At 68.0% G+C, this 15322-nt stretch carries 14 protein-coding genes and 1 tRNA gene; 8 read left to right on the forward strand and 7 right to left on the reverse strand.

The annotated features are described in order from the left end of the window. Positions 1-92 precede the first annotated feature (92 nt). From FHW85_RS01490 to FHW85_RS01515, 6 genes are all read left to right on the forward strand, one after another. On the forward strand, positions 93-536 hold the full coding sequence (locus FHW85_RS01490) for a sulfur transferase domain-containing protein (protein WP_343203663.1): 444 nt from the start codon (positions 93-95) through the stop codon (positions 534-536). Between the two features lie 18 nt (positions 537-554). Next, positions 555-710 carry a hypothetical protein gene (locus FHW85_RS01495; protein ID WP_168647088.1) on the forward strand — a complete coding sequence of 52 codons (156 nt, stop codon included), beginning with the start codon at positions 555-557 and terminating at the stop codon, positions 708-710. 15 nt (positions 711-725) lie between these two features. Continuing rightward, positions 726-1235 carry a regulatory protein RecX gene (locus FHW85_RS01500; protein WP_167254373.1) on the forward strand — a complete coding sequence of 170 codons (510 nt, stop codon included), beginning with the start codon at positions 726-728 and terminating at the stop codon, positions 1233-1235. 58 nt (positions 1236-1293) lie between these two features. Continuing rightward, positions 1294-3927 carry an alanine--tRNA ligase gene (alaS, locus tag FHW85_RS01505; protein WP_168647089.1) on the forward strand — a complete coding sequence of 878 codons (2634 nt, stop codon included), beginning with the start codon at positions 1294-1296 and terminating at the stop codon, positions 3925-3927. 257 nt (positions 3928-4184) lie between these two features. Next, a complete protein-coding gene (gene csrA / locus FHW85_RS01510; RefSeq protein WP_167254377.1) occupies positions 4185-4382 on the forward strand; it encodes a carbon storage regulator CsrA in 198 nt (65 codons plus the stop codon). A 71-nt stretch (positions 4383-4453) separates the two neighbouring features. Beyond that, positions 4454-4546: transfer RNA gene (locus FHW85_RS01515), tRNA-Ser, on the forward strand. Between the two features lie 418 nt (positions 4547-4964). On the opposite strand, the gene FHW85_RS01520 is transcribed toward FHW85_RS01515, so the two are convergent. From FHW85_RS01520 to FHW85_RS01550, 7 genes are all read right to left on the reverse strand, one after another. Further along, the gene (locus FHW85_RS01520) at positions 4965-5696 is read right to left on the reverse strand and encodes a UDP-2,3-diacylglucosamine diphosphatase (protein ID WP_168647090.1); all 732 of its coding nucleotides are present in this window, start codon (positions 5694-5696) and stop codon (positions 4965-4967) included. After that, positions 5696-6403, reverse strand: a complete 708-nt coding sequence (locus FHW85_RS01525; RefSeq protein WP_167254381.1) for a peptidylprolyl isomerase — start codon at positions 6401-6403, stop codon at positions 5696-5698. The genes FHW85_RS01520 and FHW85_RS01525 overlap by 1 nt, the downstream gene beginning before the upstream one ends. A 95-nt stretch (positions 6404-6498) precedes the next feature. After that, a complete protein-coding gene (locus FHW85_RS01530) occupies positions 6499-8016 on the reverse strand; it encodes a Ppx/GppA phosphatase family protein (RefSeq protein ID WP_167254383.1) in 1518 nt (505 codons plus the stop codon). Between the two features lie 74 nt (positions 8017-8090). Beyond that, complete coding sequence (gene ppk1 / locus FHW85_RS01535; protein WP_168647091.1) at positions 8091-10220, reverse strand: polyphosphate kinase 1; 2130 nt, start codon at positions 10218-10220, stop codon at positions 8091-8093. Positions 10221-10467: 247 nt separating this feature from the next. After that, positions 10468-11736, reverse strand: a complete 1269-nt coding sequence (gene phoR / locus FHW85_RS01540; protein WP_168647092.1) for a phosphate regulon sensor histidine kinase PhoR — start codon at positions 11734-11736, stop codon at positions 10468-10470. A 90-nt stretch (positions 11737-11826) separates the two neighbouring features. Next, entirely contained in the window at positions 11827-12516 is a 690-nt protein-coding gene (phoB, locus tag FHW85_RS01545) for a phosphate regulon transcriptional regulator PhoB (RefSeq protein WP_026636248.1), read from the reverse strand. A gap of 130 nt (positions 12517-12646) precedes the next feature. Beyond that, positions 12647-14335, reverse strand: coding sequence for a M48 family metalloprotease (locus FHW85_RS01550; protein WP_168647093.1), 1689 nt, complete (start codon positions 14333-14335; stop codon positions 12647-12649). Between the two features lie 125 nt (positions 14336-14460). Between FHW85_RS01550 and grxC the strand changes: the two genes are divergently transcribed. Continuing rightward, positions 14461-14724, forward strand: coding sequence for a glutaredoxin 3 (grxC, locus tag FHW85_RS01555; protein ID WP_167254389.1), 264 nt, complete (start codon positions 14461-14463; stop codon positions 14722-14724). After that, entirely contained in the window at positions 14721-15098 is a 378-nt protein-coding gene (locus FHW85_RS01560; protein ID WP_168647094.1) for a carboxymuconolactone decarboxylase family protein, read from the forward strand. The genes grxC and FHW85_RS01560 overlap by 4 nt, the downstream gene beginning before the upstream one ends. The last annotated feature ends 224 nt before the right edge of the window (positions 15099-15322 follow it).

Consider the following 15322-nt stretch of genomic DNA (forward strand, 5'->3'; position numbering starts at 1 on the left):
CGATCGCTCTAGGAGCGGTAGCGGTGCTGGCTACGTCCGCGTTCGATCACGTGAGCGCGGTGCGTCATGCGCAAGCGGAGGCACGCTTGGATGTGAGGCAGCTGGCGCCGGGCGTATGGATTTCCGAGCAGATCGGGCCTGAGCAGCTGGGCAGCCTGAAGTCGCAGGGATTCCGCGCGGTGATCGACCTGCGCCCCGATAACGAAGTCGCCGGGCAGCCGCCCGCCAGTGCGATGAGCACTGCCGCCGCGGGGCAGGGCCTTGCCTTCGACTACATTCCGGTAAGCCACGGGGACGTGCCCGCCGGCGCCGTCGAGGCGCTGGGCCGCAACCTGGCCCAAGGCCAGAAACCCGTCCTGCTCTACTGCCGCAGCGGCCGCCGCGCCGCGCGTGCCTGGGCGCTGGCCGAGGCTTCGCGCCCCGGCGGGCTGCAGACGGCCTCCATCCTGGAGGCGGTCCACGCGGCCGGCCAGGATGCCGCCGACCTGGCGGACCAGATCGCGGCCCGCGTCGCCGCGCGGCCCGACACGCACTGATCGGTACGGAGACAGCGCATGGCCATCACCGAAACCCCCGCCATTCCCCTCCGCCGCAGCCTGACGGCGCGGCTGGTGGCGCAAGCCGTGGTCGCCGCCGTCGGCCTGGCCATCGGTGCGGTGGTCGGCCTGGTCGGGGCGCTCTGGTTCGGCCTGATCGACCTGGTCTGCTGAGACGTACAGCCACGCATGCCGAAAGACCGCTCCAGCGACAAGAAACCCGCCGGGAAAAAGGACAAGGCCACGGCCTACGCCAAGGGCCTGGGCATGCTCGCGCGCCGCGAGCATTCCCGCCGCGAGCTGGGGCGCAAGCTGCGCCAGGGCGGCTACGAGGCCGATGAGGCCAGCGCGGCGCTGGACCGCCTTGGCGCCCAGCACTACCAGGACGACGAACGCTTCGGCGAGATGCTGGTGCGCAGCCGCGCCGCCCAGGGCTACGGCCCCGCGCGCCTGCGCGCGGAGCTCAAGAGCCACGGCCTGTCCGACGCACGCATCCGCGCGCTGCTGGACGCCGCGGAGGTGGACTGGGCCGAGTCGGCCGCCGCGCAGCTGCGCCGCCGCTATGGCGGCAAACCCGCATCGGACCCGGCCGAAAAGCAGCGCCGGGCGCAGTTTCTCTTGCGTCGGGGCTTTGCCGCCGCCACAGTAAGAGGTCTTACCCACGCCGAAGTGGACGAGTTGGCCGACGAAAGCGACTGATCGCCCGGCTGCGTCGCGGCGTGGCCTCCACGGCGCCCACTCCGACGATCCGCACGCAATGAAGACGGCCGACATCCGCTCCACCTTCCTCGAATTCTTCCGCTCCAAGGGCCACACCATCGTGCCGTCCAGCTCGCTGGTGCCGGCCAGCGACCCGACCCTGCTGTTCACCAACTCGGGCATGGTGCCGTTCAAGAACGTGTTCCTGGGCAGCGAGAAGCTGCCGTACAAGCGCGCGGCCGACGTGCAGCGCTGCCTGCGCGCCGGCGGCAAGCACAACGACCTGGACGCCGTGGGCTACACCGCGCGCCACCACACCTTCTTCGAGATGCTGGGCAACTGGTCGTTCGGCGACTACTTCAAGCGCGACGCCATCCAGTACGCCTGGGAGCTGCTGACCGGCGTGTTCAAGCTGCCGGCGGAAAAACTGTGGGTCACCGTCTATCACACCGACGACGAGGCCTACGACATCTGGCACAAGGAGCTGGGCGTGCCGGCCGAGCGCATCGTGCGCATCGGCGACAACAAGGGCGCGCCGTTCGCTTCCGACAATTTCTGGCAGATGGCCGATACCGGCCCCTGCGGTCCCTGCACCGAGATCTTCTACGACCACGGTCCGGACATCGCCGGCGGCCCGCCCGGTTCGCCGGACGAGGACGGCGACCGCTACATCGAAATCTGGAACCTGGTGTTCATGCAGTTCGACCGCGCGCCCGACGGCACGCTGTCGCCGCTGCCGGCCCCGTGCGTGGATACCGGCATGGGCCTGGAGCGCGTGGCGGCGGTGCTGCAGCACGTGCATTCCAACTACGAGATCGATCTGTTCGCGCACCTGATCAAGGTGGCCGGCGAACTCACCGCCACGGCGGATCTGGCGAACAAGTCGCTGCGCGTGATCGCCGACCATATCCGTGCCTGCTCCTTCCTGATCGTCGACGGCGTGCTGCCCTCGAACGAAGGCCGCGGCTACGTGCTCCGCCGCATCATCCGCCGCGCGCTGCGGCACGGCTGGATGCTGGGCGTGCGCGGCGATTTCTTCTGGAAGATGGTCAAGCCGCTGGTCGAGGAAATGGGCGCGGCCTATCCGGACCTCGCCGCGAAGCAGGCCTTCGTGGAAGAGGCGCTGCGCACCGAGGAGCAGCGCTTCGGCGAAACGCTGGAGCACGGCATGCGCCTGTTCGACGAGGTGGCAGGCAAGTCCGGCAGCAGCATTCCCGGCGCCGACGCGTTCCGCCTGTACGACACCTACGGCTTCCCGGTCGACCTCACCGCCGACATCGCGCGCGAGCGCGGCATGTCGGTGGACATGGAAGGTTTCGACCGCGCGATGGAAGAGCAGAAGGAGCGCGGCCGCAAGGGCGGCAGCTTCAAGGCCAAGGGCAACATGCCGGCGGAACTGGCCAGCCAGCTCAAGCCCACCGGATTCCTTGGCTACGACGCCATCTCGGCGCAGGGCTGCCAAGTGGTGGGCATTGTGCGCGACGGCATCCAGCTGCAGCAGCTGGCGCAGGGCGAGGAAGGCCTGGTGATCCTGGACCGCACGCCGTTCTACGCCGAATCCGGCGGCCAGGTCGGCGACACCGGCAGCCTCGCCAACGGCGCCGGCCGCTTCGACGTGGCCGACACGCTCAAGATGGGCGGTGTGTTCTTCGGCCATGCCGGCCAGTGGCAGGGCGCGCAGCCGCTGCGCGTGGGCGATGCGGTGGACGCGCTGGTCGACGGCGCGCGCCGCCAGGCCATCGTGCTCAACCACTCCGCTACCCACTTGCTGCACGCCGCGCTGCGCGAAGTGCTGGGCGAGCACGTCACGCAGAAGGGCTCGCTGGTGGCGCCGGAGCGCCTGCGCTTCGACTTCGCGCACTTCAAGCCGGTATCGCGCGAGGAACTGTCGCGCATCGAAGACCTGGTCAATGCCGAGGTACGCCGCAACGCGCAGGCCGAAGTGCATCACATGGGTTACAACCAGGCGATCGAGTTCGGCGCGATGGCGCTGTTCGGCGAGAAGTACGGCGACGAAGTGCGCGTGCTGCGCATGGGCGACTTCTCCACCGAGCTGTGCGGCGGCACCCACGTGGGCCGCACCGGCGACATCGGTCTGTTCAAGATCGTCAGCGAGGCCGGCGTGGCTTCCGGCGTGCGCCGCATCGAAGCGGTGACCGGCGCCGGTGCGCTTGCCTATGTCACCGACGAAGAGCGCCGCCTTGGGGAATTGTCCCAATTGCTGTCGACCAGCGGCGAGGAAGTGGTCGACAAGCTGCGCCAGCTGCTGGACAAGCAGAAGAAGCTCGAACGCGAACTCGAATCCATGCGCGCCAAGGCCGCCGGCTCGGCTACCGCCGCCCTGGCCGCCGCCGCGCAGGACGTCGATGGCATCAAGGTCGTCGCCGCCCGCCTGGAAGGCCTCGACGCGAAGGCGCTGCGCGACAGCATGGACCAGCTCAAGCAGCAGCTCGCCGACTGCGTGGTGCTGCTCGCCGGCGCCGCCGACGGACGCGTGTCGCTGGTGGCTGGCGTCAACGGCAAGGCGCTCGGCCGCGTCAAGGCCGGCGACGTCGTCGCGCACGTGGCGAGCCAGATCGACGGCAAGGGCGGCGGCCGCGCCGACATGGCCCAGGGCGGCGGCTCCGACACCGCCGCGCTGCCTGCCTTGCTGGCTGCTTTGCCGGCATGGATTGGCTCGCGTCTGAATTGATAAAACCTAGGTGAATAGACCACATGCCATAGGCCCAGCGCATTGCGCAGCCCGCGCGCGCTCGGCTAGTATCGGTCGAATGTCGGCTACGCGCGTTGTGGCGTAGCCAGCCGGCGGCCGCTCTCGAGCGAACGCCGTTGTGCCGGGGAAGGCGGTAGGGCCTTCGATGGTTCGTCGAAACTCGGATGGTGTAGCTCAGGGGTGAGGTTTCACCATCCGCTGGCCTGTGACCACATAGCTTTCATGGAGTGGCAAACATGTTGATTCTGACCCGCAGGGTCGGCGAAACCCTGATGATCGGCGACGAGGTGACCGTCACCGTCCTGGGCGTGAAGGGCAATCAGGTGCGTATCGGCATCAACGCGCCCAAGAACGTAGCCGTGCATCGCGAAGAGATCTATCAGCGGATCCAGAACGAGCACAAACCTGAAGACGGCGGCTCCGACAGCCACTGACCGTCTGAAGGCTTTACGAAAGACCCATCGGCCGGTATCCTTGCCGGCTCCGCAGAAATGCGGACAAAAATGGAGAGATGCCCGAGAGGCCGAAGGGGCTCCCCTGCTAAGGGAGTATAGGGTCAAAAGCCTTATCGAGGGTTCGAATCCCTCTCTCTCCGCCAGATACGCAAAACGCCCCTTTCGGGGCGTTTTGCGTATCTGGCGGAGAGAGAGGGTACAGAGAACCGGTTGCTCGGCTATGCCGAGCAACCGGTTCGACAAATTTGTCAGGAACAAATTTGGACAGCCGCAGGCTGGCCCCGCAGCGCGCAGCGCGAAGGGGTTGGGCCCATGGATGGGCCCAACAATCCCACGCGTCACGGCAAAGCGCACCGCACACCGAAGCCCAAAACAAAAAACGCCCCAACGGGGCGTTTTGCATTTCGCGAAGAACGTTTAGTCGAGAGCTAGTCTCTTGAAGGCCCATGCTTACCCACAGCGCACTGCCACTGGATGACTCGCTGCGCTCGCCCCTTTCGGGGCCGCCCTTCGGGCGTTCTTCGCGTTGCGCGCTCGTCCGGCCTACGCCGGAATGACGAACTAGGAGCCGACCGCCAATCCCCGCAACTCGACTTCGCTCGGCGTCACCTTCAACACCGACCCGTGCTCATACCAATCCCCCAGCACGATCCGCTCAGCCGCCTTCCCATCCAGCTCGAAACCATGCACCGCTGGCCGATGCGTATGCCCATGAATCAACCGCGTCACCCCGGCACGCACCATCGCCTCAGCCACCGCACCGGCGTTGACATCCATGATCGTCTCCATGGTGCTCCCGGTATGCGCCTTACTATCCTCTCTCGCCTTCGCCGCAAACGCTCTACGCGCCTCCAACGGCATCGCCAGAATCTGCGCCTGCCATTCCGCCGTCCGCACCTGCTTCCGCACCGCCTGATAAGCCACATCATCGGTACACAACACATCCCCATGCATCAGCAGGGTAGGCCGCCCGTACAAGTCATGCACGGTGCCATCCTCCAGCAAGCTAAACCCCGCCCGCCGCGCAAACTTCTCGCCCAGCAGAAAATCCCGGTTGCCCACCATGAAATACACCGGCACCCCGGCATCGCTCAGCGCCTTCGTCGCGGCAGCAATCCGCGCCGGCAGTTCCGCGTCGTCGTCATCGCCGATCCACGCCTCCACCAGATCGCCGAGGATGTACACCGCATCCGCACCACGCGCTTCGTCGCTGGCCAGAAACTCCTCGAACAATCGCGTGATCCGCGGCCGCGCCGCATCCAGATGCAGATCGGCAATGAACAACGTATGCATCAGCCCTTGGTCCCTTTCTTAGGCGCGGGCTTCGCAGCGGGGGCGGCAGGCGCAGCAGCCGGAGGTGTCGCCGCGCTCGCCGCACGCGCCGGTGCCTCCTCGCCGATCACATAGGCGCTGTCCACCACCGGCAACGGATTCGGCACGTCATTGGCAAACGGCCCCAGCGCCCGCGTCGGCAGCCCGGCGATCTTGTCGACCACGTCCATGCCCTTCACCACCTTGCCGAACACGGCAAAGCCCCAGGTCAGCCCGCTCTGGTTGCCGACGTAGTCCAGCCGGCGGTTGTCCACCAGGTTGAAGAAGAACTGCGAGGTGCCCGAATTCGGATCCGCCCCGCGCGCCACGGCCAGCGTGCCGCGCAGATTGGAAAGGCCGTTGTCCGCCTCGCTGGCGATCGCCGAATGCGTGCGCTTGGGCTGCAGGTCGCGCGTGTACAGCCCGCCCTGCACCATGTAGCCGGCGATCGCGCGGTGCATCACCGTGCCGCTGTAGAAGCCTTCGCGCACGTACTGCAGGAAGTTCGCCACGCTCTTGGGCGACTTGTCCGGATACAGCTCCACCGTGATGTCGCCCACCGTGGTGTGCAGCACCACCTGCGGATGCGGCAGGTTGGACGGCGTCGCGGCCGGCGCCTGCTTCACCGCCTGGGCGGAGAGCGCGAAGGGCAGGGCGAGCAGGGCAAGAAGGCTAAGGATTCGTCGCATGGCGTGTCGGGCGGCGTCAGGCATCCGCGCATGATACGCGGCGCCGGTGAGGGTGGCCTTAAGAGCGTCGGCGCAGGAAAACGCGGGCCGCACGATCAGAAGGTGGTCAGGTCGAGGGTGAGGCCCAGTTCGGCCATCGGCGGGCGCTCCTGCTCCAGGTCCGCCTCGGTCAGCGGATGCTGTTCGATCCAGGCCGCCGGCAGCCCCAGGCGCAGGCGCTGGGCGGTGGCGGCCAGGCGCATCTGCGGCAGCGATTCGGCGCGGCGCGCGCGGCGGAACAGCACGGCCAGGCGCAGCAGGGCGGTGATCTGCCGGGCCAGGGCGCGGTAGCGCTGCGGCAGGGCGGAGAACAAGGTCTTCTCCGGCTTGCGGCGATGCGCCTCCACCACGGCGGCAAGCAACTGCTGCTCCTGGCGCGAAAAGCCGGCCAGGTCGGCGTGGCGCAGGATGTAGGCGCCATGGTGATGGTGCTGGCTGTGCGCGATGGCCAGGCCGATCTCGTGCACGCGCGACACCCACGACAGCCATTCGCGCGCCTCGCCGTCCAGCTTCCAGCTCTTGGCCACCTGGTCGAACAGCATCAGCGCGGTGGATTCCACGCGCCGCGCCTGGGCGCGGTCCACGCCGTAGCGCGCGGCCAGCGCGTCGATGCTGGCGGTGCGCGGGTCGGTGCCGCCGGCGCGGCCCAGCAGGTCCCACAGCAGGCCTTCGCGCATCGAGCTTTCGCACACGCGCATGCGCTGGATGCCCAGCGCCTCGAAGGCGGCTTCGAAGATCACCACGCCGCCGGCAATCACCGGCGCGCGGTCGTCGGACAGGCCCGGCAGCTTCAGCGCGCCGATCTGGCCCTGGGCCAGCAGGGCGTCGCGCAGCTGGGCCAGCGAGGCCGGCGTGATGCCGTCGTCGGAGAACTTCATGGCCTGCACCACGCCGCCGATCGCCTTGGCCGTGCCGGAGGAGCCGAAGGCATCCACCCAGCCGGCCTCGCGGTAATCCTCGGCGAACTGCTGCAGCAGCACGCCCAGCTCGCCGGTGGCGCGCTGCCAGCGCTTGCGATTGAGCTTGCCGCCGGGAAAGAAGCGCATGGTCGAGGCGATGCAGCCGGCCTGTACGCTTTCGGTGTGCATCGGGGCCAGGCCGCGGCCGATGATGAATTCCGTACTGCCGCCGCCGACGTCGATCACCAGGCGGTTCTCGCGCGAGGCGGGCAGGTCGTGCGAGGCGCCCAGGAAGATCAGGCGGCCTTCCTCGCGGCCGGAGACGATTTCCACCGGATGGCCCAGCGCGGTCTCGGCGGCGGTCAGGAAGGATTGCGGCGAAGCCAGCCGGCGCACCGTATTGGTGGCCACCGCGCGCACCCGGGCCGAGGGCAGGCCGGCGATGCGCTGGCCGAAGCGGGCCAGGCAGTTCAGCGCCCGCGCGCGGTGCTCGGCGTCCAGCGTGCCGTCGGCGCGCAGGCCGGCGGCCATGCGCACGGTGTCGCGCAGGCGGTCGATCACCCGGGGTTCGCCATGCTCCACCCGCGCCACGACCATGTGAAAGCTGTTGGAACCCATATCGATGGCGGCGATCAGCTCGCCATCCTTGATCGGGGACTGCTCGCCTTGAATCATCCGGGGCTCGTATTCCGTGCGATTGAGTACGAATTCTCGCACGCAGGCGCCGGCCTGCGTCAGTCCGCGGCACCTCAGCCGCGGACGGCCTTGGGCACCGTGGGGCTGAGCTTGTTCAGCAGATACTCCTGCGCGCTGTGCGGCGCGGCGTCGCCGGCCTCGGCGCGGGTGTAGCGGCCCTCGCTGTCCAGCAGCCAGGCCTGGGTGTTGTCCGCCAGATAGTTGGCCAGGGTTTCGTCGTACACGCGCTGGGCCAGCGCCGGTTCGAGGATGGGGAAGGCCACCTCGATGCGGCGCATCAGGTTGCGCTCCATCCAGTCCGCACTGGCGCAATAGGTTTCCGGCGCGCCGTCGTTGGCGAACCAGTACACCCGGCTGTGCTCCAGGAAGCGGCCGACGATGGAACGCACGCGGATACGCTCGGATACGCCCGCCAGCCCCGGCCGCAGAGTGCAGGCGCCGCGCACGATCAGGTCGATCTCCACCCCCGCCTGCGAGGCGCGGTACAGCGCCTCGATCACGTGCGCCTCGTTCAGCGCGTTGAGCTTGGCCACGATACGCGCCGGCTTGCCGGCCCGGGCATGCGCGGTTTCGCGTTCGATCTTGGCCACCACGCTCTTGTACAGCGTGAACGGCGAATGCAGCAGGCGCTTGAGCTGGATCATGGGACCTAAGCCGGAGAGCTGCTGGAAGACCTTGTGCAGGTCCTCGCCGATCTCCGGTTGCGCGGTCATCAGGCCGATGTCGGTATAGGCGCGGCTGTTGGCCTGGTGATAGTTGCCGGTGGAAAGGTGCACGTAGCGGCGCAGCACCTCGCCTTCGCGGCGCACGATCAGCAGCATCTTGGCGTGGGTCTTGTAGCCCACCACGCCGTATACCACCTGCACGCCGGCTTCCTGCAGGCGCGTGGCGAGGCGGATGTTGGCCTCCTCGTCGAAGCGCGCGCGCAGCTCGATCACCACGGTGACGTCCTTGCCGTTGCGCGCCGCTTCCACCAGCAGGTCCACCAGCGGCGTGTCGGCGCCGGCGCGGTACAGGGTCTGCTTGATCGCCAGCACGCTCGGGTCCTGCGCGGCCTGGCCGAGCAGTTCCACCACGGTCATGAAGGACTCATACGGATGGTGCAGCAGCACGTCGCGCTCGCGCAGCACCTCGAACTTGCACTTGCTGGCGTCGAAGGCCTTGGGCAGCTGCGGGGTGAAGCGCGGGAACTTCAGCGCGGGGCGGTCCAGGCTGTCGTACACGCTGCCGGCGCGGATGATGTTGACCGGGCCGTCGCAGCGGTAGACGTCGTTCTCTTCCAGCTCGAAGTTGGCGATCAGCATCGACACGATCGCCTTCGGGCAATCCGCGCCGATCTCCAGCCGCACCGGTTTGGCATAGCCGCGGCCGAGCAGTTCCTCGCTCAGCGCGCGCGCCAGGTTCTCCACCTCGGCTTCCTCGACCATCAGCTCGCTGTTGCGCGTGACGCGGAACTGGTACGAGCCGGCCACCTTGAAGCCGGGGAACATCTGGTCGACGAAGCCCTGCAGCAGCTCGGCCAGGAACACGAAATGGTCGCCCTCGCCGCAGACCTCGTTGGGCAGGCGGATGATCCGCGGCAGCGAGCGCGGCGCGCGCACCAGGGCCATGTGGCCTTCGCGGCCGAAGGCGTCGCGGCCCTTCAGCACCACGGCGAGGTTGAGCGTCTTGTTGAGGATGCGCGGGAACGGATGCGCCGGGTCCAGGCCCAGCGGCGACAGCACCGGCAGCACTTCGTTTTCGAAATAGCCCTGCAGCCAGCGGCGCTGGCGCTCGGTCCAGCGGTCGCGGGTGAGGAAATGGATCTCCTCGGCGTCCAGCGCGGGTTTGAGCTCGTGCTGCCAGGTGGTGTACTGCGCGTCGACCAGGTCCAGCACGCGCTTGCGGATGCGCGCCAGCAGCTCGCCGGAGGGAATGCCGTCCGGCCCCGGTGCGGCCGAGCCGAAGCTGTGGTGATGCTTGAGCATGGCCACGCGCACCTCGAAGAACTCGTCGAGGTTATTGGCCACGATGCTGAGGAAACGCAGGCGCTCCAGCAGCGGCACGGCGGTGTCGCGGGCCTGGGCCAGCACGCGGAAATTGAATTCCAGCGCGGCCAGCTCGCGGCTGAGGTACAGCTCGGGGGCGGCGGGGTCGATGGTGTGGTCGATCACGGGGGACGACGAGGACGGTTTACGGCGCATCGCGGCATTCTGGCCGATGCGGGGCGCAAGCTCATGCGGCGGTGCCGCGTAGTGTGATGTGGGATTCATCTGGCTTCGCCAAATCGAATCCTTCTCCCCTCCGGGGAGAAGGTGGCGGCAGCCGGATGAGGGGCCGGGGCTTGCGGTGGAAGATCGACAGGGCGAGGCGCGCTTGCCGCTCCTGCTTGGCCGCTCCGCCCGCCCCCTCACCCCAGCCCTCTCCCCGGAGGGGAGAGGGAGTAAGTCCTCAGGCCTCGTCCGGGCCGCCCGGCTTCAACAGCCGCTCATGCCCGAAGCAGCACGAGAACGTCGACCCCTGGCCCGGCTCGCTCTGGATCTCCAGCCTGGCCTGGTGCAGGTTCAGCACGTGCTTGACGATCGACAGGCCCAGCCCCGTGCCGCCGCTGTCGCGCGAGCGGCTGGAGGAGACGCGGTAGAAGCGCTCGGTCAGGCGGGCCAGGTGTGCGGCGGGGATACCGAAGCCGGTGTCGCTGACCGAATAGGTGGCGCCTTCCGGGGTGCGCTTCCAGCGGATGGTGATGTTGCCGCCGGTGGGGGTGTAGCGCACGGCATTGCTGACCAGGTTGGACAGCGCGCTGTGCAAGTCCTTGGACGAACCCAGCAGGTCGGCCTCGGCGGTGTTTTCCACCGCGATATGGTGGCGGCCCTGGCTCAGCGCCTCGGCTTCCTTACGCACGGTGGCCAGCAGCGGCGACATCGGCACGCGTTCGTCGGTGACGTGGTCCTGGGTTTCCAGGCGCGACAGGGTGAGCAGGTCTTCCACGATCTGGCCCATGCGCTTGGACTGCGCGCGCATCTCGCCGAGCACCGGCGCCAGTTCCGGCACGTCTTCCGGATCGATCAGTTCCAGATAGCCGTGGATCACCGTCAGCGGCGTGCGCAGCTCGTGCGACACATTGGCCACGAAGTCGCGGCGGATCTGCTCCAGCCGGGTCAGGTGGCTGATGTCGCGCGCCAGCAGCAGGCGCTGGCGGCGGCCGAACGGCAGCAGGGTGACATTGATGTGCCGGTTCGGATGGCCGGGCGCGACCACGTCGTTGAGCGGCTCGTGCGCGCCGTCCTGCAGCCAGCCGGCCAGCTCGGTGGTGCCCAGGCGCTCATGCAGGTGGATGCCGCGGTCCTGCGGGCGGCGCAGGCCGAGCAGGTCTTCGGCGGCGTGATTGAACCAGCGCACGTGCTGCTCGTTGTCGAGCAGCACGACGGCATCCGGCAGGCTGCCGGCGGCGCTGCGCAGATCGCGCAAACTGGAGGCAATGCGACGGGAACGCGTCATGAAGCGGTCATGCTGCAGGGGGCTGATGGTGGGGTGCGGCGGCATGATGTGCCGTGTTTCATGACGGATTCGGGTCAGCAGCAAGACGGTTTCCGCGATAGCGACAAGCGCCACGCCAAGCACCGCGCGGTCGCCCGCCCAGGCGCCGATCAGGCCGCCCAGCACGAGGCCGGCCGCGAGGGCGGCCGGCAGTTTCCACGAACGATCGAACGGCTCAGGCATGCAGTCGGGCCATGGTCGCCACAAGGCGGGCAAGCATATCGGCAAATGCTGTCGACAGCCGCCGCCGGCCCGGCAATCGCCGGCGGGCGCTTAGACGCTGGCCGAGAAACGGTAGCCCGCGCCGCGCACGGTCTGCACCATCTCGTCCAGCTTCCACGGCTCCAGCGTCTTGCGCAGGCGGCGGATATGCACGTCGACGGTGCGCTCCTCCACGTACACGCTGCCGCCCCACACGTGGTCGAGCAGCTGCGCGCGCGAGTAGACGCGCTCCGGATGGGTCATGAAGAAGTACAGCAGGCGGTATTCGGTCGGGCCGATCGGCACCGAGTCCTCGCCGGCGAACACGCGGTGGGCCGGGCCGTCGATGCGCAGGCCGCCCAGCTCCACCATGCCCGAGCCGTCGTCGCCCTGGCTGCGGCGCAGTACCGCCTTGATGCGGGCGATCAGCTCGCGGGTGGAGAAGGGCTTGACCACGTAGTCGTCGACGCCGGCTTCCAGGCCGTTGACCCGGTCCATCTCCTCGCCGCGGGCGGTGAGCATGATGATCGGGACTTCCCGGCTCAGTTCTTCCTTGCGCAGGCGCCGGGCCAGTTCCAGGCCGCTGGTGCCCGGAAGCATCCAGTCGAGCAGGATCAGGTCGGGGACCTGTTCGGCGATGGCGATCTGGGCAGCCCGGGCATCGGCGGCGTGGACTGCGTCCATGCCGGCCTTGCGCAGAGCGAAGGCGACCATGTCGCGGATCGAAGCTTCGTCTTCGACGATAAGAATGCGCTTGTGCACGCGTAGGGGTCCGCTTGGGGGCCTGTGACGCAAATATTGCAACGATTCAATGTTACGCCCCTATGACATTTCACGAGAACGCAACGAAATCGTCGATTTTTGGCCCCGGCGGCGGGGTGCCGGCGGGCTTTCAGCGCCCCGCGCTGAAGCACAGGCGGCCGGCGCAGGCCTGGTTCGGCTGCTGCTGCAGCTGCTGGGTGCGGCCGTCCGGGTTGTCTTCGGTCTGCACGCGGCGCTTGCGCAGCTCCATCACCAGCGGAGTGAGGTCGGCGATGCGGGCCTGGATGCGGGCGCGGGCGTAGTAGTCCAGGTCCTGGCGCTTGAGCAGGCGCTTGAGCTGTTCCATGGCGTCGAACGGGCGGCCGGACAGATAGCTGGCGTCGGCATAGGCCTCGCCCGCGCGGATCGCCTCACCGGCTTTCTCGCTGGCGCGGGCGTAGCTGCGGTAGAGCTCGGGCTCGTCGGCGTTGTCCAGCATCGGGCGCAGCATGTCGGCGGCCTGCACGGCATCCGCATGGCTGCCGCCTTCGGTGAGCGCATGCGCATAGCCCAGCGCGATGGCGCGGTTGCGCGGCGACTGCCCGTTGAGCGTGGCATACATCGCCAGCGCCTCGCCGCGCTGGCCGGACTGCAGTTTCGCGTCGGCCATGGCCAGCTGCACGATCTGGTTGTCCGGATGGTTCTTCAGCAGCGGCTGCAGTTCCTCCACCGCCTTGGCGCCGCGGCCACTGCGGGTAAGCGCGAGCGCATAGCCGTAGTGGTTGGCCGGCGTGTTGAATTCCTGGTGCTTGTCCAGGTTGTTCGCGTAGTAGGTGCTGAGCGGCAGCGCGTCGCCGGACAGCACGCGCACGCGCTCGCGCATCAGCGCATAGGTGTCCAGGCCGTCCTTCTGCCCGCGCGCGCCGGCCAGCACGGTCGGGTCTTTCACGTAGGCGATCGGCGCGGTGCTTTTTTCCCACTGCGTCTTGGTGAGCGTGGGCGCGGTGGGACGCAGCTTCTGCTGCGCGGCCAGGGCGTCGGCGCGCGACTTGGCGTCGCTGATGCGCGACAGCGTCACCGGGTGGGTCTGCAGCAGTTCGGGCACGTCGCGGTCGCCGCCCGCGCCGGCGCGCAGGGTGTCCTGCATGCGCTCGAAGAAGGTGGCCATGGCGTTGGGATCGTAGCCGGCGTTGGACAGCGTCTGGATGCCGGCGCGGTCGGCCTCGACCTCGTCCTTGCGGGTGAAGTTGATCTGCCGCTGCAGCATCAGGCCCTGGCCGCCCATCAGCACCGCGCCGGCGGCGTCGCCGGCATGCGCGCCGGCGCCGGCGGCGATCGCGCCCAGCAGCACCAGGGCCATCAGCGGCGCATCTTTTTTCGAGGACTCGAACGCGCGCTGCAGGTGGTTCTGCGTGATGTGGCCGATCTCGTGCGCGATCACGCCGGCCAGTTCGCTTTCGCTGTTGGTGATGTCGATCAGGCCCGAGTTCACCGCGATATAGCCGCCGGGGGCGGCGAAGGCGTTGATCACGTCCTCCTTCACGATGAAGAAGGAGAAGTGGTCCTTGGGCTTGTCGCTGGCGGCGACCAGGCGGTAGCCGAGGTCGTTGATGTAGTCGTCGAGCAAGGCGTCGTCGACCACCATGTCCATCGAACGCATCTGGCGCAGCATGGCGGCGCCGTATTCCTGCGCCTCCTGCGGGGAGACCAGGGCGTTGGCGGAACTGCCCAGGTCCGGCAGGCGGACATTGGTGTCCTGGGCGCCCGCGCCGAAGCTCAGCAGGGCGCAGGCCAGGGCGGTCGCCAGACGGGTGGTAACGGTACGTGGTGCCATGCGCATAGGTAGGTGACAATAGCACTTGTGACCGCGTCCCATGGGTCCGGTTCACCGTCTCAGGCGGCTTGTTTTCAGGGGCCATGGCCCCCAGTTAGGCCGCCATCGCCGTTTCTTTTCCGGAGTCCGTCGTGCCCAAGATCGAGGTCTATTCGACCGGTTACTGCCCCTACTGCGTATCCGCCAAGAACCTGCTGAAATCCAAGGGACTGGAGTGGACCGAGGTGATGGTCGACACCGATCCGGCGCGCCGCGACGAAATGCTCCAGCGCAGCGGCGGCCGCCGCACGGTGCCGCAGATCTTCATCAACGACCAGCACGTCGGCGGCTTCGACGACCTGGTCGCCGCCGACCGCAGCGGCAAGCTGGCCCAGCTGCTGGGGAGCGCGGCATGAGCGACCATGACAACGGTGCGGACAAGAGCAAGGACCGCGTGGCCGAGTTCACCGCGTTCCGCCAGCGCATGAACGAACGCATCCTGGCCGAGGACAACCAGGTCGTGCGCCGCTTCTTCGCCCTGGACACGCAGACCTACAAGCCCGGCGCCCTGGACGTCAAAACCAAGGAACTGCTCGGCCTGGTCGCCTCGATGGTGCTGCGCTGCGACGACTGCATCAGCTACCACGTGGCCCAGTGCAAGGAAGCCGGGGTCAGCCGCGAGGAATTCTTCGAGACCTTCAGCGTCGGCCTGGTGGTGGGCGGTTCCATCGTGATCCCGCACCTGCGCCGCGCGGTGGACTTCCTGGACCAGCTCGAAGGGCGGGAATAGGGAATCGGGAATAGAGAATAGGACGAGCCCGCCCCCCGACAAGCTGGCGGGGCGGCGTTTTTACCTATTCCCCATTCTCTATTCCCTAATCCCGGCCCGGCTCCGGGCCACCATGCGAGTTTGCGAAATGCTCCGTACGAGGATTTGCAACGCCGCGGCGGGCGCCCGCACTGGCCGCTCCTGCCGGCATCGGGGATAATTCATAGGATTTTTCGGCCGGCCTT

Origin of the sequence: Dyella sp. SG609 (assembly GCF_012275375.1) — a bacterium.
GTDB lineage: Bacteria > Pseudomonadota > Gammaproteobacteria > Xanthomonadales > Rhodanobacteraceae > Dyella_D > Dyella_D marensis.

Excerpts from the sequence above, each read along its gene's own strand:
- FHW85_RS01495 (WP_168647088.1), top strand. The coding sequence starts at position 555 with ATGGCCATCACCGAAACCCCCGCCATTCCCCTCCGCCGCAGCCTGACG.
- FHW85_RS01500 (WP_167254373.1), top strand. The coding sequence starts at position 726 with ATGCCGAAAGACCGCTCCAGCGACAAGAAACCCGCCGGGAAAAAGGAC.
- alaS (WP_168647089.1), top strand. The coding sequence starts at position 1,294 with ATGAAGACGGCCGACATCCGCTCCACCTTCCTCGAATTCTTCCGCTCC.
- csrA (WP_167254377.1), top strand. The coding sequence starts at position 4,185 with ATGTTGATTCTGACCCGCAGGGTCGGCGAAACCCTGATGATCGGCGAC.
- FHW85_RS01520 (WP_168647090.1), bottom strand. The coding sequence starts at position 5,696 with ATGCATACGTTGTTCATTGCCGATCTGCATCTGGATGCGGCGCGGCCG.
- FHW85_RS01525 (WP_167254381.1), bottom strand. The coding sequence starts at position 6,403 with ATGCGACGAATCCTTAGCCTTCTTGCCCTGCTCGCCCTGCCCTTCGCG.
- FHW85_RS01530 (WP_167254383.1), bottom strand. The coding sequence starts at position 8,016 with ATGATTCAAGGCGAGCAGTCCCCGATCAAGGATGGCGAGCTGATCGCC.
- ppk1 (WP_168647091.1), bottom strand. The coding sequence starts at position 10,220 with ATGCGCCGTAAACCGTCCTCGTCGTCCCCCGTGATCGACCACACCATC.
- phoR (WP_168647092.1), bottom strand. The coding sequence starts at position 11,736 with ATGCCTGAGCCGTTCGATCGTTCGTGGAAACTGCCGGCCGCCCTCGCG.
- FHW85_RS01550 (WP_168647093.1), bottom strand. The coding sequence starts at position 14,335 with ATGCGCATGGCACCACGTACCGTTACCACCCGTCTGGCGACCGCCCTG.
- FHW85_RS01560 (WP_168647094.1), top strand. The coding sequence starts at position 14,721 with ATGAGCGACCATGACAACGGTGCGGACAAGAGCAAGGACCGCGTGGCC.